This is a genomic window from Peribacillus frigoritolerans (assembly GCF_040250305.1).
Taxonomy (GTDB): Bacteria; Bacillota; Bacilli; order Bacillales; family DSM-1321; genus Peribacillus.
The window spans coordinates 4,162,512-4,184,339 of sequence record NZ_CP158190.1 but is presented as its reverse complement, the minus strand read 5'-3'; the positions used below and the strand labels follow the sequence as shown (position 1 = coordinate 4,184,339).

Annotated in this window: 24 protein-coding genes; 22 read left to right on the top strand and 2 right to left on the bottom strand. The window is 40.9% G+C overall.

Annotated elements, in window-relative coordinates:
* Positions 1–234: 234 nt before the first annotated feature.
* Positions 235–1,092 carry a PHP domain-containing protein gene (locus ABOA58_RS20475; RefSeq protein ID WP_350299777.1) on the top strand — a complete coding sequence of 286 codons (858 nt, stop codon included), beginning with the start codon at positions 235–237 and terminating at the stop codon, positions 1,090–1,092.
* 252 nt (positions 1,093–1,344) lie between these two features.
* Positions 1,345–2,046: a GntR family transcriptional regulator gene (locus ABOA58_RS20470; protein ID WP_350299776.1), complete on the top strand. Its 702-nt coding sequence runs from the start codon at positions 1,345–1,347 to the stop codon at positions 2,044–2,046.
* Positions 2,047–2,057: 11 nt separating this feature from the next.
* Here ABOA58_RS20470 and ABOA58_RS20465 read toward each other — a convergent pair whose 3' ends face one another.
* On the bottom strand, positions 2,058–2,234 hold the full coding sequence (locus tag ABOA58_RS20465; protein ID WP_350299775.1) for a hypothetical protein: 177 nt from the start codon (positions 2,232–2,234) through the stop codon (positions 2,058–2,060).
* 93 nt (positions 2,235–2,327) lie between these two features.
* On the opposite strand from ABOA58_RS20465, the gene phnG reads away from it, so the two are divergent.
* From phnG to ABOA58_RS20410, 11 genes are all read left to right on the top strand, one after another.
* Positions 2,328–2,753: a phosphonate C-P lyase system protein PhnG gene (phnG, locus tag ABOA58_RS20460; protein ID WP_350299774.1), complete on the top strand. Its 426-nt coding sequence runs from the start codon at positions 2,328–2,330 to the stop codon at positions 2,751–2,753.
* Between the two features lie 14 nt (positions 2,754–2,767).
* Positions 2,768–3,385 (top strand): phosphonate C-P lyase system protein PhnH, encoded by a 618-nt coding sequence (gene phnH, locus ABOA58_RS20455; RefSeq protein ID WP_350299773.1) that lies wholly within the window; start codon positions 2,768–2,770, stop codon positions 3,383–3,385.
* The gene (locus tag ABOA58_RS20450) at positions 3,367–4,503 is read left to right on the top strand and encodes a carbon-phosphorus lyase complex subunit PhnI (protein ID WP_350299772.1); all 1,137 of its coding nucleotides are present in this window, start codon (positions 3,367–3,369) and stop codon (positions 4,501–4,503) included. Before phnH ends, ABOA58_RS20450 begins: the two co-directional genes overlap by 19 nt.
* Positions 4,496–5,350, top strand: a complete 855-nt coding sequence (locus tag ABOA58_RS20445) for an alpha-D-ribose 1-methylphosphonate 5-phosphate C-P-lyase PhnJ (RefSeq protein ID WP_350299771.1) — start codon at positions 4,496–4,498, stop codon at positions 5,348–5,350. Before ABOA58_RS20450 ends, ABOA58_RS20445 begins: the two co-directional genes overlap by 8 nt.
* Complete coding sequence (locus ABOA58_RS20440) at positions 5,351–6,196, top strand: ATP-binding cassette domain-containing protein (protein WP_350299770.1); 846 nt, start codon at positions 5,351–5,353, stop codon at positions 6,194–6,196. It begins immediately after the preceding gene.
* 32 nt (positions 6,197–6,228) lie between these two features.
* Positions 6,229–7,407, top strand: a complete 1,179-nt coding sequence (gene phnM, locus ABOA58_RS20435; protein ID WP_350299769.1) for a phosphonate metabolism protein PhnM — start codon at positions 6,229–6,231, stop codon at positions 7,405–7,407.
* 22 nt (positions 7,408–7,429) lie between these two features.
* Complete coding sequence (locus tag ABOA58_RS20430) at positions 7,430–8,143, top strand: phosphonate C-P lyase system protein PhnL (RefSeq protein WP_350299768.1); 714 nt, start codon at positions 7,430–7,432, stop codon at positions 8,141–8,143.
* Positions 8,144–8,268: 125 nt separating this feature from the next.
* Positions 8,269–9,303 (top strand): phosphate/phosphite/phosphonate ABC transporter substrate-binding protein, encoded by a 1,035-nt coding sequence (phnD, locus tag ABOA58_RS20425; protein WP_350299767.1) that lies wholly within the window; start codon positions 8,269–8,271, stop codon positions 9,301–9,303.
* 27 nt (positions 9,304–9,330) lie between these two features.
* Entirely contained in the window at positions 9,331–10,119 is a 789-nt protein-coding gene (phnC, locus tag ABOA58_RS20420) for a phosphonate ABC transporter ATP-binding protein (protein WP_350299766.1), read from the top strand.
* Complete coding sequence (locus tag ABOA58_RS20415) at positions 10,109–10,894, top strand: PhnE/PtxC family ABC transporter permease (protein ID WP_350299765.1); 786 nt, start codon at positions 10,109–10,111, stop codon at positions 10,892–10,894. The genes phnC and ABOA58_RS20415 overlap by 11 nt, the downstream gene beginning before the upstream one ends.
* Positions 10,895–10,953: 59 nt before the next feature.
* A complete protein-coding gene (locus ABOA58_RS20410) occupies positions 10,954–11,766 on the top strand; it encodes a PhnE/PtxC family ABC transporter permease (RefSeq protein WP_350302922.1) in 813 nt (270 codons plus the stop codon).
* 180 nt (positions 11,767–11,946) lie between these two features.
* Here ABOA58_RS20410 and ABOA58_RS20405 read toward each other — a convergent pair whose 3' ends face one another.
* On the bottom strand, positions 11,947–12,450 hold the full coding sequence (locus tag ABOA58_RS20405; protein ID WP_350299764.1) for a DinB family protein: 504 nt from the start codon (positions 12,448–12,450) through the stop codon (positions 11,947–11,949).
* 760 nt (positions 12,451–13,210) lie between these two features.
* Between ABOA58_RS20405 and ABOA58_RS20400 the strand changes: the two genes are divergently transcribed.
* The 9 genes from ABOA58_RS20400 to cobA all read left to right on the top strand — a co-directional run bounded on the left by ABOA58_RS20400 (position 13,211) and on the right by cobA (position 21,824).
* On the top strand, positions 13,211–13,879 hold the full coding sequence (locus tag ABOA58_RS20400; RefSeq protein WP_350299763.1) for a YdeI/OmpD-associated family protein: 669 nt from the start codon (positions 13,211–13,213) through the stop codon (positions 13,877–13,879).
* 116 nt (positions 13,880–13,995) lie between these two features.
* Complete coding sequence (locus tag ABOA58_RS20395; RefSeq protein ID WP_350299762.1) at positions 13,996–15,006, top strand: permease; 1,011 nt, start codon at positions 13,996–13,998, stop codon at positions 15,004–15,006.
* Complete coding sequence (locus tag ABOA58_RS20390) at positions 15,006–15,770, top strand: TIGR03943 family putative permease subunit (RefSeq protein ID WP_350299761.1); 765 nt, start codon at positions 15,006–15,008, stop codon at positions 15,768–15,770. Before ABOA58_RS20395 ends, ABOA58_RS20390 begins: the two co-directional genes overlap by 1 nt.
* Before the next feature lie 191 nt (positions 15,771–15,961).
* Positions 15,962–16,417, top strand: coding sequence for an RrF2 family transcriptional regulator (locus ABOA58_RS20385; RefSeq protein WP_052137319.1), 456 nt, complete (start codon positions 15,962–15,964; stop codon positions 16,415–16,417).
* A 74-nt stretch (positions 16,418–16,491) separates the two neighbouring features.
* Positions 16,492–17,202, top strand: coding sequence for a DsbA family oxidoreductase (locus ABOA58_RS20380; protein WP_095394304.1), 711 nt, complete (start codon positions 16,492–16,494; stop codon positions 17,200–17,202).
* Positions 17,203–17,330: 128 nt separating this feature from the next.
* The gene (locus ABOA58_RS20375; protein ID WP_350299760.1) at positions 17,331–17,612 is read left to right on the top strand and encodes a hypothetical protein; all 282 of its coding nucleotides are present in this window, start codon (positions 17,331–17,333) and stop codon (positions 17,610–17,612) included.
* Between the two features lie 1,026 nt (positions 17,613–18,638).
* The gene (locus ABOA58_RS20370; RefSeq protein ID WP_331261990.1) at positions 18,639–19,085 is read left to right on the top strand and encodes a hypothetical protein; all 447 of its coding nucleotides are present in this window, start codon (positions 18,639–18,641) and stop codon (positions 19,083–19,085) included.
* 461 nt (positions 19,086–19,546) lie between these two features.
* Entirely contained in the window at positions 19,547–20,362 is an 816-nt protein-coding gene (locus tag ABOA58_RS20365; protein ID WP_350299759.1) for a uroporphyrinogen-III synthase, read from the top strand.
* A gap of 13 nt (positions 20,363–20,375) precedes the next feature.
* The gene (gene cobA / locus ABOA58_RS20360) at positions 20,376–21,824 is read left to right on the top strand and encodes a uroporphyrinogen-III C-methyltransferase (RefSeq protein ID WP_350299758.1); all 1,449 of its coding nucleotides are present in this window, start codon (positions 20,376–20,378) and stop codon (positions 21,822–21,824) included.
* The last annotated feature ends 4 nt before the right edge of the window (positions 21,825–21,828 follow it).

Below are 21,828 nucleotides of genomic sequence, written 5' to 3'. Positions count from 1 at the left end.
CTAGCCGAGACCCCGGAGACGTTTACTTTGATGCGGCTTGGCAGACAGTCGGCGGTAAGGGAGCGGATTTCTGAAATCAACTGGATTTTTTTGTCTACAGCCTGAAATACTTAAGTATTTTCACCAATTTGTATGACGTTTACACCTTTACGTTTTTTTACATCTTCTTAACGAGACCGACATGGCACTAAGTTAAAATGATAATAGGCAACAAAAAAGAATGGGGGGATTGGCATGAAGGTTGAATTGCATTGTCATACGAACATTTCAGATGGTTCCAGTTCTTTTGAAGAACTATTGGAGGTGGCAAAAAGGGAGAGCATTGGTCATTTAGCAATTACAAATCATGATACAACGATAAGATTGCAAGAGATGGTGGAACGGGGAAAGGAAATAGGAATTGAAATCATCCCTGGTATAGAAGTTTCTGGTTATGACTTTGCAAGAGGCAGGCGTGTACATATTTTGGGCTATTTTGTTGAGCCTGGTCATAAGGCACTTGAGGAGCTTTGTAATCCATTGATTGAAAAAAGGAATGCAGCTTCTGAAAAAATGGTGGAACGACTAATCAATGCAGGCTATCGAATAACTTGGGATCAGGTTACTAAATTCAGGGGAGGAACCGGTGTTTATAAACAGCATATTATGCTAGCGCTGCGGGAATCGGGGTATACGGATTCCATCTATGGAGATTTGTATAAGAAGATCTTCAGTCGCGGCCAAAATGGAGAAGAGCCAGGCATTGCCTTCATTCCTATGGAGTATGTGGATGCCATTCTTGCTGTAAAGGCGATTCGTGCTGCCGGAGGCGTGCCGGTCCTTGCTCACCCTGGTCAATACGGGAGCTTCGAAATTATTCCAGAGCTTGTAGAAGCAGGGCTTGAAGGGATTGAAGTTCTTCACCCTCATCATGGGCATGCAGAAGAGGAAAGAGCGATTTCATATGCAGATCAATATAATCTCATTAAGACAGGAGGTTCGGATTTTCATGGAGATTATGGGGAGAAGCCGATTCGTCTTGGCAGTATGAGCCCAGGAAAGGAATGTGTGGATGCTTTGAAATTAAGGAAAAAAAGCATGGCCATTAAATGATGTTCATTAAACCAGGAATCTTGCTGTGAAAGCGGCCTGCTAAATATGCTGGATAAGCCATTTGAAAGACTGAACAATGCAGGAGGATGTATTGAAAAGATTCATATGATAAGTATTTCTTTTGTTCTGGTAATTGACCAGGACTTTTTTTTTTACAAGAAAATCATGGTAGCTTCATATTTGCTCATTACACTGACATTAACAAGGAAAAATGGGTATTATGCAGATCGAATATGTAAAGGGGGATTTCTGTTGGCGGAAAAAAACTTTTTAGTGGATCATTTGATATCTGAAATTAAGAGTGGGACCTTTCAATTGGATAAAAAGTTACCTTCAGAGCATATACTCGCCGATCAATTTAATGTACCAAGAATGGTTGTCAGGAAGGCATATGAGCAGCTTCAAGATTTAGGCTTTATCTATTCAAAGCAAGGTAAGGGAAGTTATGTCCAGGAAACAAAAAAACAAATTCCGTTAATTCTATCCGGAGATGTTAGTTTCACCGAGAAAATGAAAGAATTTCAGTTTTCCTTTCAAACGAGTACTATTTTTTGCGAAGAAATTTTTTATGATCAGAAGATCTTTCAAAGCCTTGGGGTGGAAAGTGATGACAAGGTCTTTAAAATTGGCAGGCTTAGGTTAATGGACGATTTCCCGATTGCTCTTCATACATCTTTTGTAGCAAAATCAACATTTCCTGAAATAGAAAAGGACGGTCCGGATATAACCTCCATGTTTCAATATTATCGGCAGCGTGGCTTTGTAGAATTCGGATCCAGCAGGAGCACGCTGAATGTGATTTTTCCCACTCTATTCGAACGGGATATTTTGCAGTGTTCAAGTTTAATTCCACTTTTGCAAGTAGAATCATTATGCCGGGATAAGCGGAGCAATCAAGTCCTTGAGCACACGAACATAATCTATCGGAGCGATTGTTTCACATATGTTATATAAAAACTTCCATTCTAGATATCGGTCGAATTCACTAGTAAATGCCCTGAATTCACGAGTAAAAGTACGAAACTCACGAGTAAATGTCCCGAATTCACGAGTAAAAGTACGGAACTCACGAGTAAATGCTCCGAATTCACGAGTGAAGCACGAAATTTGAATAGTGCAGGCCCGGCTTTAACAAATTTCATACAAAGATTTACTCTTTCTTAACGTACGTTCACTTGGCAACAAGATACAGTGAAGATGTTAGCTTGAAACTAAAACATTTGGAGGCCATTGGAATGAGAAGAAGGGAAAGAACCGAGATTTTGATTCAAGGCTCTGAGGACATTGCGAAGGAATTTGCCAAGGAAATAGCAATGAAATATAAAGTTACCGTCATTCAAAAGCCAGAGAGTGCCCTCGTGTTGCTAAAGACAAGGGAAACGGCAAAAAAGAGCTTGTTTTATCTAGGGGAAATGCTGGTGACTGAATGCACGGTACAAATCCAGGATTCAATCGGGATTGGTATCGTTAAGGGACATCGGGAAGAACTGGCGCATAGTTTAGCGATCATTGATGCCGCTTATGAGGCTGACCTTGGCGAAACAAGATTATGGTCACATGTTTTAGAAAATGAGAAGAAAAATATACAGAAAAATCTTCAAGAGCTGAATCGATCAATCTTAAGAACCAAGGTTAATTTTGAAACAATGGATGTTCAATAAGAGGGGGGAAAGCAATGAATTTGGATGTAGTTCATGATATACAAACTGTTTATAGAAAGCTTGTAACGGCGACTTCAAGACCTGGAACTTTAATGGTTTTGGATAGGGAAGCCAAGACATTGGATGTTCAAATGGAATGCTTATCTTCTACTATCCTGCTTGCACTTACTGTACTTGACCCTGAAGTGACTTTTAAGGTCATTGCAAAGGAGGAGGAGGCGGTGTCAAGAATGATTAATCAGCTTACTTATTCAAAGCCTGTCGATTTGCCGGAAGCGGATTTTATCTTTATTTTACATGATGCCTCCGACGAGCAAATGAAGGAAGCACTGAATAAAGCAAAGGTAGGAAATCTATTGAACCCTCATGAATCGGCGATGATCATTCTAGAAGTACCGGATGTGACGAAAGGGGACTCAATGATCCTTTCTGGACCGGGAATTCAAGAGGAATCTTTCATAAGCCTCCCGAATGTCTCCGCCTGGCTTGGTGCAAGGAACGAAAAAAACATAGAATTCCCGTTAGGAATCGATATGTATTTTGTTGATCAACAAGATCGTTTAATAGCTTTACCGAGAACGACTCAAATCAAAGAAAATGGGGGTGAGATTATATGGGATATGTTGCAGTGAAGGGCGGAACAAAGGCGATTGAGGAATCCATCAAACGCTTAAAGTATGAACGGGTCAAAAAAGGGACGGCTATAGAGCTGCATAAGATAGAAGCCGGGATGAGAGGATTGATTGATCAGGTTATGTCAGAAAGCAGTTTGTATGATCAATCACTGGCTGCACTTGCCATTAAACAGGCTGAAGGCAATCCGGAAGAAGCTGTTTTCCTCTTGAGAGCCTATCGATCCACTTTGCCGCGAAAACATGTTTCACGGGTGATCAGTTCTGAAAATATGAAAGTGGAACGGCGGATTTCAGCGAGTTTTAAGGATGTACCTGGCGGACAGATTTTAGGTGCCACGACCGATTATACGCATCGGTTACTAGATTCGGAGCTGGAAAATGAATCGGATATAAGCATTCAAGATTGGTTACGGGCTTTTCAAGAGGAAGATCATTCAACAGAATATCAGAACGATATGGCTGATTTAAACTCCCTGCCTAAAGTTTTGGACTACTTAAGAAGTGAAGGCTTATTAGCAAGCTGTGAAAACAATGATTTGCAGCCTGGGGATGTGACAAGGAAAAGTCTGGAGTTTCCTTCAATGCGGAGTGAACGCCTGCAAATTTTAACAAGAGGCCAAACCGGTGCAGTGACATCACTTGCTTATGCAGTCATCCGTGGATATGGTGCACTGCACCCGACAGTAGGGGAGCTGCGCGTAGGACAGCTGCCCATCCATCTCGATCACCCGCTGCTGGACGAAGGGCAAGAGGAAGATAGCTATTATATTGGGGACTTCACAGCAACCGAGGTAGAGATGCTCATTCCGCTTACGGTAGAGAAAGAACAAGGCAAAAAAGAAATAGAGTTTGAAGTTGGCTATGGCATGTGCATGGGACAAAATGAAACGAAAGCAATCGCAATGGGCATCTTGGATAATTGTCTGGAAAAACCAAACAAGGAGTTTCCAAGTCACAACGAGGAATTCGTTCTTTATCATATAGATTCAGTGGAATCAACGGGTTTCATTTCCCATTTGAAGATGCCTCATTACGTTACGTTCCAATCCAAGCTTGATAGCATTCGGAAGTCAAAAGATAAGACCACAGAGCAGGAGGTTGGATTGCATGAATAAGACTTATAATTTTGCATTCTTTGATGAAGGGTCGAAACGGGAAATAAGAAGGGCAACACTGAAGGCGATTGCCATTCCCGGTTATCAAGTCCCATTCGCTTCAAGGGAAATGCCGATAGGAAGAGGTTGGGGCACGGGCGGCTTGCAGTTGACATTGTCATTGATCGGAAAGGATGACGTCCTTAAGGTGATCGACCAAGGATCGGATGAATCCGTTAATGCCGTTAACATAAAAAAACTCGTATCTGATACCACTGGGGTAAGGACAACGGATCGCACAAAAGAAGCCTCTTTAATCCAGTCAAGACATAGGGTGCCGGAAGTGCCGCTGCAACGAGACCAGATTTTAATTCTTCAAGTTCCGTTACCGGAACCTTTAAGGAATTTTGAGCCGAGCGAACATGAAACGAAAAAGCTGCATGCTGAGAGAGAGTATAGCGGAGCATGGCTTATGTTATTTGAACAAATTATGAAGTACGGAATAATGGCGACGGATGCAGACCATCCGGTGATGGTTCACGACAGGTATGTCATGGCACCAAGTCCAATACCAAGATTCGATAATGCCAAGCTGGACGGTAATGAAGCTCTCATTTTGTTAGGTGCAGGCAGGGAGAAAAAGGTATATGCAGTACCCCCATATACAAATGTATCATCTTTGGCATTTGATGATTATGAATTTGAAATCGAGTCCTTTGCAAATCATGCTTGCATTCTCTGCGGGTCCAATGATGTGTTTTTGGATGAACTTGTTGATGAGGAATCAGGTGAAACGTATTTCCAATGCAATGATACAAGCAATTGCCTTGAAATGGTCAATCAAAAACAATCATTGGGAGTGAATTAAATGTCTGTGCTTGAGGTTCCCGTATTATCGGTTAAACAAATGAACAAACAGTATGGTGACGGATGTTCGGCATGCAAGCAAATGAAATCAGGAAAAGTGACGAAAAACTATTGCCACGAATGCGGGACGATATATGCCTGCAGAGATGTGACGTTCGATTTGTATCACGGTGAAGTTCTCGGAATTGTAGGGGAAAGCGGCAGCGGTAAATCCACTTTAATGAAAAGTTTGTATTTTGACGAAGAAGTAACAGATGGAGAACTGTTTGTGGCTGGCTTTGAGGATGGAAAAAAGAATTTATTCCTCGAGTCTGCCCAGAAAAAAAGATTCGTTCGAAACCACTTGATGGGGAAGGTTTATCAAAACCCGATTCTAGGGTTGAAAATGGATTTCTCCTCGATAGGCAATATTGCCGAGAAGTTGATTTCAGCTGGGAACAGACATGTTGGCAGCATGGAAACAAGAGGCGCCGAGCTCCTTGAGGCAGTCAATATTCCCATTCATCGAATGAAAGAAGACCCGAGGAATTTCTCAGGGGGAATGCAGCAACGGGTCCAGATAGCCAAAGCATTGTCCAACAATCCTCCCATACTGCTTTTGGATGAGGTCACCACGGGTTTAGATTTATCAGTTCAAGCAAGTGTATTGGATTTAATTAAAGGTCTTCAAAGAGATTTGAATATTAGCATTGTATTGGTATCCCATGATTTGGGCGTAATCCGAATGCTTGCAGACCGTACGCTCGTTATGCTGGAGGGTAAAATAATCGAGCGAGGTTTAACAGATCAAATACTCGAAGATCCACAGCATCCTTATACCCAGCAATTGGTACACTCGCTGCTGTAAAAGAAACTAAACCGAAAATGGGGGAAGAGACATTGTTGCTGATTAAAAATGGAAAAATAATAACGGAAGACTCGATCCTGATGGACCATGATCTCTTAATTAAGGATGATAGAATTTGCCGGATTGCACCTGTGGGAGAAATTGAAAGAAGTCCTGAGATGGAAGTGCTGGATGCTATGGGCGGATATGTTTCACCTGGTTTCATTGATCTCCATTCTGATTATATTGAACATATGACTGCGCCGCGCCCGACTTCTTTAATGAATTTTAATTTGAGCTTAAGAGAAACGGAAAAGGAACTGATTACGCACGGAATCACGACCATGTTCCACTCTCTATCGCTCTATAAATCCACTGAATACGCATATAAGCCAATTCGGGAGCCGGAGAATGTTAGGAAGCTTATTGACTTGATTGATCAAACACATAAGATGAAGCACCTAGTACGTCATCGGTTTCATGCCCGTTATGAAATCGATAATTTGGAGGATATTGATAGTCTAAGAGAATATGTTTCGGAAAAGAAAGTGCATCTGGTCTCATTCATGGACCACACTCCAGGACAAGGGCAGTATCGGCATCTAGAGATTTATCGAAACACTTTACGAGGGTATAACGATTATAGTGATGAAGCCATTGATGTCATGATCCGGACTCATCAAGTGAAAGAAAAGCTGACGATTGAAAGAATGAAGGAAATCGCACTGCTGGCAAGGGAAAACAATATTGCTGTTGCCTCACATGATGATGATTCAATAGAGAAGCTTGAATTGGTTAACAGCTTTGGAACGAGTATTAGTGAATTTCCAATCACACTTGAGATTGCCCGTAAGGCCCATGATATGGGGATGTATACTATAGCCGGTGCACCAAATGTGCTTTTAGGAGGTTCTCACAGTGGGAACTTAAGTGCCTCTGAAGCCATTCAGGATGGAAGCATTGACATATTATGCAGTGATTATTACCCTGCGGCCCTTCTGCATTCAATGTTTGAATTAGTCGAAAACCATGGGATGGATCTTGTCGATATGTTCAAGCTAGTTACGATTAATCCCGCAAAGGCAGTTAAGATGGAGGACGAAATTGGATCGATTCGTGAAGGGAAAAAGGCTGACATACTTATTATTGAAAAAATTTCTGGTGATTTCCCTGTAATAACAACTGTTATTGTAGATGGAAAATTGATTCAAAAAACGAATTACAGGATATAAATTTTAGAAAGCGGGTGGCAAAGTGGAGAACATATTGGAGATCAATGATTTATCCAAGTCTTTTATTTTACATAATCAACGCAAGAATATCCATGCGGTCAGCAATATTACGATCACAGTGAAAAAAGGCGAATTTATTGGCATTACAGGCAAGAGCGGCAGCGGAAAATCAACGATCCTAAAATCGATTTATGGTACCTATCGGGTTCAAGAAGGAGACATCTGGTATGATTCTTCCCACTATGGTGCGATTAATCTAGCGAGAGCTACAGAAAGGGAAATGATTTACCTGCGTAAGCATGAGATAGGCTATGTATCCCAATTTTTAAATGTCATGCCAAGAACTACAGCAAGGCAGCTCGTTACCGGGGCCATCCTTGAAATGGGACAAACCAGGCAAATGGCCAATATTGAAACAGAAAAAATCCTCGATCACTTTGAAATAGGAAAAGGGCTATGGGACAGTTACCCTGCTACTTTTTCAGGAGGAGAGAAGCTAAGGTTAAATATTGCAAGAGCAATGGTGAAAAGGCCGCGGCTCCTTCTGTTGGATGAACCGACTGCAAGTTTGGACCACGATTCTAAAGTGAAGGTGAAAACCCTGCTTGAACAGCTAATGAACGAAGGAACGACAATGCTGGGCATTTTTCATGACTTGGAGTTCATGAATCGGTTAGTAACAAAGGAATATAGCATGCAGAATGGATGTTTTACTCAAGCTATTCAAAAAATTTAATGATGAATTCACACAAATTTTACTGAATATTCAGCCCCCTTAACGGCAGGTTAGTATTGTACCGGTATTGTTATATGTGAAGTGACTGAAGTGAGAAAAGATTTAAATTGGAGGGGAGATTTAACGTGAAAAAATCGATGATGTCCATATTGATGTTAGTTATTTTACTGGTGTTTACAGGCTGTTCTTCTAGTAGTTCAACAGGTGCACATGAAGATGATACATTGACCGTAGCATGGCTGCCAAATGAATCAGGGGAAGATTTAGGGGAAGCCCGCGATGAAATAGGGAAGATCTTAGAAGATGCCACAGGAAAGAAAGTCGAACATAAGACCACTACGGATTATAACATTGCAATCGAGGCCATTGCTAATGGAAACGCAGATTTAGCATTCCTGGGAGCACAAGGATATATTGAAGCAAACAACAAAAACGATAGTGTTCAACCTCTGGTTGTTCCAAGCGGTGAATCAGGTACGTTGGATGATGCAGTCTATAATAGCTGGCTGGCTGTTCAAAATGCGGATGACTATAAAAATAACGGCGAATATAAGATAGACGGTATCCAAGGGAAAAAGTTCTCTTTCGTATCAAATAGCTCTACATCAGGCTTCAAAGTTCCTTCCACAGGAATCGTTGATTATTTCTCGCAGCAAGATAAGTTTAAGGAATTAAAAGCCGAGGATTTATTGGAAGGTGGGAAAGATAAATTCTTCAGTGAAGTGCTTTACGGCGGTTCACACCAAGGTTCGGCTGTAAATCTTTTGACAGGGAAAGCGGAAGTGGCTGCTTTTTGTGACACATGTGTCAATAATTATGTGGAGCTGGCCGATGGGGAAGAGAATAAAGCAGGTGCCGTGTATAAGGTAAAGAAGGATGCAGCTGAACCCTTCAACACAGTTGTAGATAAGACATTCTCACTCATTTCAGTGACTCCAGTCTTGAATGCACCTTTCGTTGTTAACACCGAATTAGTCAGTGAAGAAACACGTGAAAAAATTCTTGAAACGTTGATGTCTGATGAAATAGCAAATAACGATAAAGTTTTTGTACCGGAAGATTCTAAGTTATCAGGGCTATTTAAACGGGTGAGCGGAAAAGAAAGATTGGTAGAAGTCGAGGATGACTGGTTCAATCCAATTCGTGAATTATCTAAATAACGGCAGTAATATGTAGGAGGATCATACATGAAAACATTATTGGAAGTGAAAAATGTCTCAAAACATTTTGGAAATGGTACAAAGGCGTTATCCAATATTGACTTCACTGTGAAAGAAGGAGAGTTCGTTTCGATCATAGGGCCATCCGGAGCAGGGAAATCAACTCTTCTTCGATGCATCAACAGGATGATCGATGCTTCTAGCGGAGAAATCATTTTTGATAATGATCATGTATACAAGGTGAATAAAAGGGAGTTAAAGAAAGTACGCAGGAAAATAGGGATGGTTTTTCAACATTATAATCTTGTAAATAGATTAAGTGTGATTGAAAATACCCTCCATGGACGATTAGGCTATAAATCTACACTGGCTGGAATCCTTGGGCTTTATAGTGAAGAGGAGAAACTTCAGGCTGCTAAAGTGCTCCAAATTCTAGGTCTGGAAGATCTAATCTATAAAAGGTCCGATCAGTTGAGCGGAGGACAGAAGCAACGGGTTGGCATTGCGCGGGCACTTATCCAAAATCCTAAATTGCTATTATGCGATGAACCGATTGCCTCTCTTGACCCGAATTCTTCCAAGGTGATCATGGATCATTTAAGGAATATCTGCACTTCCATGGGAATCACAGTTGTTGTCAACCTGCATCAAGTCGATGTGGCCCTGAAATATTCGGATCGAATCATCGGTGTGAATGGTGGCAAGGTTGTTTTCAATGGAACAACTCAAAATATAACCTCAAATGATATCCATCAGATTTATGGATCGGATGAAGGAAAGTTGATTTTTGATTTGGGAGGTTCCCATGTCGGCTGATGTTTTTGCAAGAAAAAGAAGAAATTCACTACTATTGTTTTTGCTTATTGGGGCTGCGACGGCTGTTTCCATCATCATTACAGAATTCAGCATCGCAAAAGGGGTTACTTCGGTTCCTAAGGCCATACAATGGTCGTTATCGAATTTTTATCCAACAAAGGATTCCCTTACCAAACTGCCAGACATTTTGATAAAGCTGAAAGAAACACTTTTAATATCCGTTGCAGCCACCACACTCGCGGGAATATTGGCCTTTGCATTTGCGATATTGGGTTCCAATACGACAAGGGTGAATGCCTTTTTCGGAGGTTTTAGCCGAGGGATAGCCGTTTTATTTAGAAATATTGATGTCTCAATATGGGCGTTAGTACTGTTATTTTCATTTGGACAAAGTTCCTTGACCGGTTATTTTGCCTTGTTTTTCGGATCTTTCGGTTTTTTAACAAGAGCTTTTATTGAAACGATCGATGAAGTGAGTTCAAGTTCCGTAGAAGCTTTGCAGACAACCGGGGCAAGTTATCTAACCGTCATTTCGCAGTCTGTGATTCCTTCAACAATTCCGCAAATGATCAGCTGGGTACTTTTTATGATTGAAACGAATATCAGGAATGCAACATTGGTCGGGCTGCTTACAGGATCGGGCATTGGTTTTACGTTTAATCTGTACTATAAAAACTTGAGTTATGACATTGCCAGTCTTGTCGTCATTACGATCATCATTTCGATATTATCTATTGAATTGATCTCAAATTATGTGAGGAGGGTGATTTTATAATGCAGGCAGAGGGTCCAATCAAATCATTTCCTTCTCCTACTGGACAGGATTTGGATAAAATGCTACTTGAACGACTATCGAAAAAGCCCTTCTCGAAATCTTCAATCGCGATTAGGTTGAGTATGCTGGTACTGGCGGTTGTGACCATATACGCTTTTGCCAGTTTTGATTATAAGGATGTTAAACTGTGGGACGCGCTATCATTGACCGTCGACAATTTGAAGACCATGTTTTTTGAGCCCCATCTGAAGCACTTTACCTTTACTCAAGCGCTTTATCAGGTGTCGATTACATTAGGTTTAGCTTTCTTGACAACAATATTTGGTGCGATCATTGCCCTGATGTTGGGGCTTTTAGCGGCAGGAAATATCTCGTCCAAGCCATTATCGATTATCATAAAGGGATCGGTTGCCCTGATTAGAGCCGTTCCTACCGTGTTATGGGTCCTCATTTTTGCAGTCGCAGCAGGATTGGGCAGTGTAGCGGCCGTTATAGGGATGACGTTTCACTCCATAAGTTACCTTGTAAAGGCCTACTCGGAATCCTTCGAGGAAATTGATAAAGGAGCTATAGAAGCCCTGCAAGCAAGCGGAGCGAATTGGTGGCAGATCGTATTCCAAGTCATCATTCCATCTTCGATCACTTATATCATTTCGTGGACCTTCATGCGCTTTGAAATCAATTTTGCAGTGGCGGTCGCAATGGGCGCAGCCGCAGGCGCAGGAGGAATCGGCTTCGATATGTTCATGGCAAGTGGATTTTACTTTGACTTGAGTGAAATTGGAGCAATCACTTATTTTATCCTGATAATTGCAATCTGTCTTGAAATCTTCGCAACACAAATCAAAAGGAAACTAAAAGTATCATCTTGAATTTAGAATGCTGGCAAGGGAAATATGAGCTCTGCCAATCTATCAACTTGGTGCAGCCCTCGACAGTCACGTTCGTTTCAGAGCATGCATGAAAGAAGACCACAAAATGACGTGGTCTCTTTATTTGTTTGAAATTCGTTGTCTCCGGCTTATTCTCTAATGGTCATTGTCATGAAAGGCTTATATAAGGGAGGACTTTATTTCTTGTATCTGTTTGATATGCCTTTGTTCATGTAAGGATAATAACTCAATCCATTGATCCAATGAGAGGTCCCCGAAAAGGGGATGCTTGGCTTTCTTTCTATTTAACAAGATATCTGAATCCATATCATAAAGAACCTGTAATAATCGGTCCCTTGATTCTGCCAGCAAATCCATAAGGCTCGATAATTGAAATGGGGTTGAAGAGGGTGAAATGACCTCAGGGGATGAGAATTTCCTTGTTCTATCAGTAACGAAGTAAATGTTTTTTTGAATGATATTATTAAAATCCCTTTCCCGAATGCCATTTGTTATAACTTCTGTAAAAACCTGTTCCGTAAGATATAAATGATGGCAAATTTGGGCGATGTTCCATACTTCAGGCACAGGCCTATGGTGGAGCATTTTTTCATCCAACTCCGTAATTTCCTCTATTAACTGTTTTCTTGATTCAAATAGCAAATCATACTCGATAAAATTCATGAGAACTCCCCTTTTGTGACACCCCCATATGAAAGCATCACTGAATTTTTTGATATAGGAAAAAACAAAGGGATATCTGATTGCATAAAGAATGCATAAAAACTACGGAAAAAACACCTGAATTAAAGTGGATTCATGATGATTGGAATATGATTTCGGAAAGACCATGGTCTAAGATCGGCTTTTAAACGTTTTCTAGGGACTGCATTGTTGTTTTTGAAGCTTTGATACCCTAATGCCTATGCACAATAGTTAAGTTTATGCCTGCACTCAGTATGTTAGGCTTCAAAAACAAGAATGCGACGTCTAGGGCTTCATCTTTTGCACCGGAAAATGAAGAATTAGCCCATTCCGGAATTTCAAAATTGTTCACATTGCATTTATCATTACATTAGGACTGCTTTGTTGCAATAAAAAATACAGTGAAATCTATGCATCTGCTGTAATTGGGTTAACAGTTGCTCGGGAATCGTCGCTCTACCGGGATATGGGTATTTATCTTAGCTATACATCCGTACTCTATGAGATTGCTATCATGTTAAAGGGGAAAAACTCTAAGAAGTGGGCATTGAAATTGATGATATCTGAATTATAGCATAGTTAATATTTTCCTAGAAATGGTTATATGAAAAAAGATGGAAGGTTTCCGCATCGTCTGTTTGCTTATAATAGTGGATAGACTACCAAGAGAAAAGTTGATAACGCAATGGGCAGCTTATAAACTGAAGATAGACAAAATGAACTAGGATGGTGAATGCCAATGGCTAAAACAATAGTCGAAAAACTGAATTTACATAAATATGAACGGGTGGCAGTCTTGAATCTGCCAGCCGGGGCGGATTATTTAGCAGAGTTGCCGGATTACGATGCGGAACTTAATCAAAGAGCCTATGATCTTATATTTGCTTTTGTATTGGATATGGATTCTTTAAAAGGAATCGTGGATAAGGTAATCGAGAAGAATCATTTGAGTAAAAACGGCTATATTTTTTTGGCGTACCCCAAGAAGGGGAATAAAGAATATGCTACATTTATTCATCGTGATGATCTGATGCAAGGCCTTGGTGCGGATGATGAAGGGTATGTTGGCTCGAGCGACCTGAAGTTTGCACGCATGGTTGGGTTGGATGATGTCTTTACGGTAGTCGGACTGAAAGAAGATTCGAAAAATAGAAACCGTCCATCTACCAAAGCAAGCCAATCAGTAGATGATTATATCGGAAAGATTTCTGAAATTGAGAAAGATTTGCAGGATTCTCCTGATTTGCTTGCGTTCTATCAATCACTTACTCCAGGGTATCGCAAGGATTGGGCCCGTTACGTGTATAGTGCAAAACAAGAGGCGACCCAAGTGAAACGGCGCCAGGAAATGAAAATGATTTTAGGAGAGGGTTACAAGAGCAGGGATCTATATCGAAGAAATAAATGAGGGTGGGGAATGTCTTCCATTCTCTTTTTTCTTGTTCTGTTCATCCTATCAAAAGCATATACTAGACCGAATCCAAACTTAAATCGTAATAATTATGATTTGCGAGGTGGTTAAATATGCTTTTGAAACGCTACACGGGAAATTTGCTGTTATTGATTCTGCTGTTTTTGCTGCTGGCATTCTTTTTTCTAGGCGATGTAATCATTCCCAAAGCGATTGATTTCTCGGGCTACCCGATGCTTCACTCTGTATTGGTCGTGTTTTTGGGATTGTTTTTAGAGTCGATTCCTTTCCTGTTCCTCGGGGCCATTGCTTCATCGTTCATCCAGTTGTTCATCAGTGAAGAAATCATTCAGCGAATGATACCAAAAAGACCACTGACAGCCATTTTTGCTGCGATAGTGGCGGCGCTGATCATTCCGGTTTGTGAATGTGCAATCATCCCGGTCGTCCGGAGATTGATTCAAAAGGGTGTCCCGGTCCATGCGGGTGTGGTCTTGCTCGTAACTGCCCCAATATTGAATGTCATCGTGTTCGGCTCAACTTATTATGCGTTCCAAAATAATCCCGCCATTCTATATGGAAGAATCATTGTTTGTGTCCTGACGGCCATAATCGCAGGTTTATTCATTCATATATTCAGCACAAAAGATGTGGTGAAAGAGGACAAGGTGGAACTGGTACAAGGGCATAAACATGATATTCAGTCCAGTAAATGGACAAGCTTTATTGATCATACTTCGCAGGAGTTTTTTATGGTCGGCAGATACTTTATCATCGGGGCCTTGTTTGCCAGTGTATTTCAGGTGTTCATGGATCGGTCCGTAATGGCCGATATTGGTCAGGCGCCAATAAAAGGCACGGCGTTGATGATGGGAATTGCGTTTGTGCTTTCACTCTGTTCATCAGCTGATGCATTCGTAGCGGCCTCCTTTTCCCATAGTTTTCTGCCAGGCTCCATACTGGGATTCCTTGTATTTGGTCCCATGCTGGATCTGAAAAATGTTTTGATCATGATGTCCTGTTTTAAACGGAGCTTCGTCGTCACGTATGTCCTGCTTATTTTCGCAGTCGTCTTCAGCCTCTGCCTGATTGCAGGCGGATTGATCAGTAAGGGGGGCTTCTGATGAAACGTTTTTTTATCCAAAGACTTGAAGGATTGCTGCTGCTGGGATTGGGCCTCATGATCTTCAAATTGTATGTTTCAGGATATTTAACGAAATTGATTGTACCCAAGATGGTTCCATATGCATTGGCGGCACTTTTTGCTTTTTTAGTAATCAGCCTTCTCCGAATGAAAAAACAAAAACAGGGTGAACAACATTGTGATTGCGGATCGAATGGGGAGTCTTCCTCCTCCGCACTGGTCCTGAAATATAGTTTGTTCTTCATTCCGATTCTTCTGGGCTTCATCCTGACCGATTTTACCTTAAGCGGGGAAGTGCTGGCGAAAAGGGGGATGGCGAAGCAGCAGGCACAGATGGTAAGTTCATATGATTCAGGGAAACATGCGAATGGGGAGAAAATCTCCGTAACCGATGATAATTATTTTGAAGTACTGGATGATTTACTGAACAACCTCGATACGATCGAGGGGAAGGAAATAGAGATTTCGGGGTTCATATACCGTGAGGATACATTTACGAAAAAACAAATGGCGATCTCCCGCCTCTCCATGTCCTGCTGTGTGGTCGATGCGACGTTATACGGATATATGGTCAACGGAAACGTGGAAGGAATGAAGACGAATGATTGGTATACGATTACAGGGACCTTAAAAAAAGGAAGCTATAAAGGGGAACCCGTACCGGTGATCGATTTAAAAGAGTCGAAGAAAATAAAGGCACCGGAAGAAGCTTATTTATATGAAAATGTACAAATCATTCAGTAGAAGTGGAAACCCGGCAAAAGGATGTTTGCCGGGTTTTGGTGCCGAAAGGGGGATATTATTTTGCGGAACCCGGAAACGGACATAAAATCGTGCGCTACGGTCGGAAAATCGAGAAACGGCGCCATTTGTTCGGGAGCACGTAACATAGTATAATGGCCTTACCATGGATAAGAGTGTAAGGGGGGATAATCTTGTCTTCAAGTAATCGAAACAATCAAATTGGACCGCCGCGGTTTGCCATTGCCATTCACTCTTTGGTTTGGCTCGCACAAAGCGAAAAGCTCCTGACAAGTTCGGCAATCGCCTTAAAGGTGAAGTCACACGCCACTTTTTTAAGAAGGGTGATGGCACAGCTTGCAGCTGAGGGGATCGTCGAAACAAAGGAAGGACGGGAAGGCGGATATAGTTTGAAGGTGCCTGCCTCTCAGCTGACTTTGGCGGATGTGTATCAAGCGGTACGGCCGGAATGTCTTGTTTGTATGGAAACGAGCGAATGCGGTGAGGTCGGGAAGCAGCTGGATACGGCTTTGGAGGAAATCATGAACGAAGCCGAAAAGGAAACATTGCGCCTGCTAAAGGGCTATACATTGGAAGAATTCATGAAAAAAGTCGACTTCACCAATTTTGAAAATGAGTGTCTGGGGTAATATCCTTGCAAGAGGATACCCAGGATTATATAATGTGCTTAATGCGATTGCATTTAAAATAAGGAGGTATATACATGAAGGTGGAAATTTGGTCGGATTATCAATGTCCGTTCTGTTATATAGGCAAGCGTCGGTTCGAAGAGGCGTTAAAGCAGTTTGAAAATAAAGATCAGGTAGAAGTCTCATTTCGCAGTTTTGAGTTGAACCCAGAGGCTGAGCGGGATATCAATATGACTCAAAATGAAATGCTGGCCAAGAAATACGGCATGTCTCAAGCGCAGGTGGAAGCGAACAGCCAAAACCTGACTCAACAGGCTAAAGAATTGGGACTCGATTATCATTTGGACAAAGTGGTCTTAACGAATTCGTTCGATGCCCACCGCTTGATGCACTTTGCTGAATCAAAAGGTAAAGAGAAAGAAATGAATGAACGACTATTTAAAGCTTACTTTACGGAAGGCAAACATATTGGCGATCACGCTACATTGGCTAGTTTGGCTGAAGAGGTTGGCCTTGAAAAGTCCGAGACGGAGTCCATGCTGGCAGGAACGGCATTCACGGCTGAGGTCAGAGGAAATGAGCAAGAAGGAAGCCTGCTTGGTATTACAGGCGTGCCATTCTTCGTCATTAACCGCAAGTATGGAATCTCTGGTGCCCAGCCAACAGAAGCGTTCCTGGATACGCTAAAAAAAGTATGGGCTGAGGAAAATCCACTAACAATCGTGAATGATCCAGCAACAGGCGACGCTTGTACGGACGGTTCTTGTAACGTAAAGGAAAAATAGAAGATGAAGAAGGAGACCCCAAACTGGGGTCTCCTTTTTTTACTTAAAAAGGAAATGTTATATATGGCAAAGAATATAGTGTACAGGAAGGCATTTTACAAAAGTCCGAAATGAAAGGGGGCTAAAAGGTGTATATAATAATTGAAATACTAGCCTTCGTGATTGCATGTGCAGTAATTGCCAAACTAATTTCCTATAAATATTGGACATGTATTTATACAGCATTCGGGAATGAAAATTATTATAAGGCGGTTGCGAAATTGGAAAGGGAAGGGATAAAATTCAAAACAAAAACGCCTATGAATTTAGGCTCCGAAAACTTTCAGAATCGCCATGAAACCACTCAATATGATGTCTTTGTAAAAAAAGAACAGGAGCACATTGCCCAAAGGGTGATAAATAAGAATTAACAAAAAGTTAAATCGTGAAAATCGCTGTCCTGATGGCAGCTTTTTTGTATTGACTGGAAAAGATAAGATGAGGGAATGGAAGTTTCATAGGGAAAAAAACAAGTGCATAAAATTTCGGAAAGAGTAACACTTGTCGAATTTTATTCGGATAAAAAGATTTAAGAGAATTTAGTGTTGCAAAGAACATTTATAGTGGCTTTAAGGACAATTCCTTTGGGCTTTATTAAATAGTTTACCTACGCTATAAAATAAGCATTTTCGTCATTGGAAAAATTCTTACGGTTCCATATACTATTGTATTTTCAAAAGACTCGTTGTTTTGCCTTCCTTTCCCAACTAGCTATTTGTGCATCACTTTAATACCAAATGGTCACGAAAGAAACAATATGTTCAGCCTTCGATCAAGTTCAAGCAAGCACTCGCTTTAATCTCTCTGTATAGTTTTGAAAGGCTTTCCCCTTTTTGGTCATAGAAAAAACCCAGCTAGGTAAATTGTTAGAACATTATATTATGTTCTAAGATTGGTGAGAAAAATCTTCTTTCATTTTATTATAGGTATTATTACTCACATTACTTCGGTTCTATTTTACTATTTTATTATTATTGGTATAAGTAGAGTAGTTGTTAAATAATACAAATGGAGGAATATTATGATTAAAATAAAATTTTTGATTTTGGGTTTATTTTTTTACTGTATCACCTCTACTGTAAGTTATGCTTTTGACTTCATACTCTACTGCAATTATGTCGGGCTTAGTGAGTAGGATTCTAGAAGAATATCCAATGTTCACTCAATTGAATGTGTATATTAAATTAATTGAAATGACAAATAATCAAGCTGAATTTAATAAATTTAAAGGATATGGTACTCCTACATTTAGTGAATCCTAGGAGGGAGGTGATAATATTTTATATTTAGGAGCTATTGTTATTTTATGTTTTGGTTATTTTTTATTAAAATCTTTACCATTAAAATTTACTATTGTAATAATTGTATCTATTGTAGTTATATTATTACCTTTTTACTTGATACAAAGAAGTAATTTCTTTGTAAAGAGCACTAATCTTAAGAGTGAAGCACTTAATGAGATACATCTTGGCGATGAAATTACCCCATTAAAACTAAAGGAATTAAAAAATAACTATGGGGAATTAGTTAATGATCCTGGTATGGCAATATTATTATCTAGTGAAAATAATGATTCTTTTAAGTTTGAAAAATTATATCTTGGCTTAATGGATAATGAAGTTAATAGTATTGTCTCTGAAAACCCTAATATAAAGACTAGTAAAGGTGTTAGTATCGGAGACAACTTGACTACTGTTAAAGAATTATACGGTCCTAATTTTACTTCATCCTTAGATGAAATAGGGGAAACTATTACATATATTGATAAGGATAGGAATTTTCTACTTCAATTTGTGATATATAAAGAAGACGTATTTCAAATTATTTTTACTACCAACTCATGAAAAATACCAAATACTAATAAAAGGAAGGGGAGGACATGGGGATTTCAATCTTAATTATCATTTCATTCATTATATCTTTACTTTTTTTCATTATAGGATTGTTGAAAAGGAAAAAAAACATAATTATATTTTCTAGTATTTTTGTGATTTTATCATTAGGTTTAGGAGCTTTTATATTCGAACTTATTGGAAATATGTAACGAAGTTTATTATATACAGCAGAGCATTATTTTTTCAGTATGCCAAAAGACCTTCTATTATTATACAATTTGAAGTTTTTTTTATTTTAGATACGACCTAACAATGCTAGTTCTTGGTTGATATGTTTGATTTCATATAAGATAAAAGAAAGAAAAAGCGTTGTTTTTGATACGGAATCCGTTTTTTATAGTTTCAAAGACTGAAAATTTGTATAATGGGTGAGATGGATTTAATTGAATGTACATATAGGAGGGGCATGGATGAGTAAGCTTAATGGCAGGACCGTTGCTTTATTGGGAGCAAGGAAGACGGAAGAACTTAGTAAAATCGTTCAAAATCTTGGGGGAGTCCCGCTCGTTCGCCCGGCACAGGGGACGGTATTCCTTGATGATTCCCATTTGGAAGAGGATGTCACCCGGTTGATGGAAGGGGAGTTCGATTGGATTATCCTCACGACGGGAGTAGGGACGGAATTATTATATAAAACGGCCGTGAAGATGGAAGCGGGAGATCGTTTCGTAGAAGCCTTGAAGTCTATGAAAATTGCAGCTAGGGGTTATAAAACGGTGAATATGCTGAAAAAGCTTGGCCTGCAGCCATTAATCCGTGATGATGATGGCAGTACGGCAGGTCTTGTTCGCAATCTGGAAGGTCATCTGCCAGGAGGTGTAAAGGTCGCTTTGCAGCTTCACGGCGATCCGGCGCCACTTTTGATGAACTGGTTGGATGAACAAAAAGTGGAGCATAAAGAAATTCTGCCATATGAACATATACCGCCCGAAAAAGAAACGATGCAGCAGCTGATCCAAGAACTCCTTGAAGGCAAAATCGATTCGGTTGTGTTCACGAGTGCACCCCAGCCGCGAAATTTAATGAGATTTGTCCGTGAACAAGGCGTGGAGGATAAGATAGCCGACCTGTTTGCATCAGATGTAATTGCTCTTGCGGTCGGAAAGGTAACGGCGCAGGTGGTAATCGATGAAGGAATCGAGCGGGTCATTTATCCTGAAGATCAACGGATGGGCAGTGCAATGGTGGAGCTGGTGAAATATTATCAGGGAATGGCAAGCAGATAGGGGTGAGTGCGGCATGACCAAGGGCAAGGTTTATTTTGTTGGTGCAGGTCCGGGTGATGTGGGCCTGATTACCGTAAAAGGCCAAAAAGCGATTGAAAAAGCGGACGTCATTTTATATGATAGATTGCTAAATCCCAAACTGTTGGAGGCTGCCACCCTCGATTGTGAATTGATATATTGTGGAAAGACACCTTATACTACTGGCATCAGCCAAGGGGAAATCAATGAGCTGCTTGTTTCCAAAGCACTGGCAGGGCAGCGGGTCGTCCGTTTGAAAGGCGGTGACCCTGCCGTTTTTGGAAGAGTCGGGGAGGAAGCGGAATCGTTGAAAGATGAGGGAATCCCATTCGAAGTCATTCCGGGGGTTACGTCCAGCATTGCCGCATCCATGTATTCAGGAGTCCCCGTCACGCATCGGGATTACGGACACTCCTTTGCGATGGTGACGGGCCATGACCGAACGAAGAAGGATATAGATTGGAACGGGCTTGTGAAAAGTATAGATACGGTCGCTTTTTATATGGGTGTGGCCAATCTTCCTTATATCCGTGAAAATTTGATCAATCATGGAAAGCCGGGGAACACACCGGCACTCGTCATTCAATGGGGCACATATGGAAGACAGGAAAGTGTCGAGGGGACCTTGGATGATATCGTCGAAAGGGTAAGTGAAAGATCGCTTGGCAATCCTGCGATCACCTTGGTCGGGGATATCATTTCACTAAGGGGAAAACTGCAATGGTTCGAAAAGAAGCCACTATATGGACAGCGGTTTTTAGTGGCCCGGACCGGAACGGCAAAGAGTTCCTTGGCAGAGGCCCTGCATGAACTTGGCGGCGAAGTCATCGAGTTTCCTAAATGGAATGCGGCAAAAGTGAAAATAGAAGAAAGTCAGCTGCTCTCTTTTCTTTCGTATGATCGAATACTCTTCACTTCGCCCGAAAGTGTCCATGGATTCTTGGATTCACTCACAGAACATGCAATTGATTTCCGCCAGATTTCTTCGAAACTTTATGTGTTATCAAGAAAATCGAAAAAGGCTTTACAGCAACGGGGACTGATGGCAGAGCTCAAATACGAGATGGCGGAAGCCGGAACACTGTTGGTTGTTGGAGATCGAAACAGAGATCAAAGAGATCCGGCTCATGGGGACGGAGACTATTTTCAATCAATCGATAAATTTGTCGATGAAAGATTCCTTGAAATCCTTCCGAGAATGCTGGAGGGGAAAGCTGTTGGGACGGTACTTTTTTCGAATCGGCATTCAGTTGATATGCTGATGCAATATGGGAACAAGGCAGACGTGGATGTTGAAGGGCTTCTAAATCAAGCCTCCATCGGGGTAATCGGGGAAAGTACCGGCAATAGACTTAAAGACTATGGATTTACATTGGATATGATGCCCAATGAACCGTCTGTCGAACAATTGGTGGAGTTGATCGTGAATAGGAATGTTTTTTAGGCTC

Bases quoted from the DNA above. Each gene is read 5' to 3' on its own strand.
- ABOA58_RS20475 (WP_350299777.1), top strand. From the start codon at position 235: ATGAAGGTTGAATTGCATTGTCATACGAACATTTCAGATGGTTCCAGT.
- ABOA58_RS20465 (WP_350299775.1), bottom strand. From the start codon at position 2,234: ATGAAATTTGTTAAAGCCGGGCCTGCACTATTCAAATTTCGTGCTTCA.
- phnG (WP_350299774.1), top strand. From the start codon at position 2,328: ATGAGAAGAAGGGAAAGAACCGAGATTTTGATTCAAGGCTCTGAGGAC.
- phnH (WP_350299773.1), top strand. From the start codon at position 2,768: ATGAATTTGGATGTAGTTCATGATATACAAACTGTTTATAGAAAGCTT.
- ABOA58_RS20450 (WP_350299772.1), top strand. From the start codon at position 3,367: ATGGGATATGTTGCAGTGAAGGGCGGAACAAAGGCGATTGAGGAATCC.
- ABOA58_RS20445 (WP_350299771.1), top strand. From the start codon at position 4,496: ATGAATAAGACTTATAATTTTGCATTCTTTGATGAAGGGTCGAAACGG.
- ABOA58_RS20440 (WP_350299770.1), top strand. From the start codon at position 5,351: ATGTCTGTGCTTGAGGTTCCCGTATTATCGGTTAAACAAATGAACAAA.
- phnC (WP_350299766.1), top strand. From the start codon at position 9,331: ATGAAAACATTATTGGAAGTGAAAAATGTCTCAAAACATTTTGGAAAT.
- ABOA58_RS20415 (WP_350299765.1), top strand. From the start codon at position 10,109: ATGTCGGCTGATGTTTTTGCAAGAAAAAGAAGAAATTCACTACTATTG.
- ABOA58_RS20410 (WP_350302922.1), top strand. From the start codon at position 10,954: ATGCTACTTGAACGACTATCGAAAAAGCCCTTCTCGAAATCTTCAATC.
- ABOA58_RS20405 (WP_350299764.1), bottom strand. From the start codon at position 12,450: ATGAATTTTATCGAGTATGATTTGCTATTTGAATCAAGAAAACAGTTA.
- ABOA58_RS20400 (WP_350299763.1), top strand. From the start codon at position 13,211: ATGGCTAAAACAATAGTCGAAAAACTGAATTTACATAAATATGAACGG.
- ABOA58_RS20395 (WP_350299762.1), top strand. From the start codon at position 13,996: ATGCTTTTGAAACGCTACACGGGAAATTTGCTGTTATTGATTCTGCTG.
- ABOA58_RS20390 (WP_350299761.1), top strand. From the start codon at position 15,006: ATGAAACGTTTTTTTATCCAAAGACTTGAAGGATTGCTGCTGCTGGGA.
- ABOA58_RS20380 (WP_095394304.1), top strand. From the start codon at position 16,492: ATGAAGGTGGAAATTTGGTCGGATTATCAATGTCCGTTCTGTTATATA.
- ABOA58_RS20365 (WP_350299759.1), top strand. From the start codon at position 19,547: ATGAGTAAGCTTAATGGCAGGACCGTTGCTTTATTGGGAGCAAGGAAG.
- cobA (WP_350299758.1), top strand. From the start codon at position 20,376: ATGACCAAGGGCAAGGTTTATTTTGTTGGTGCAGGTCCGGGTGATGTG.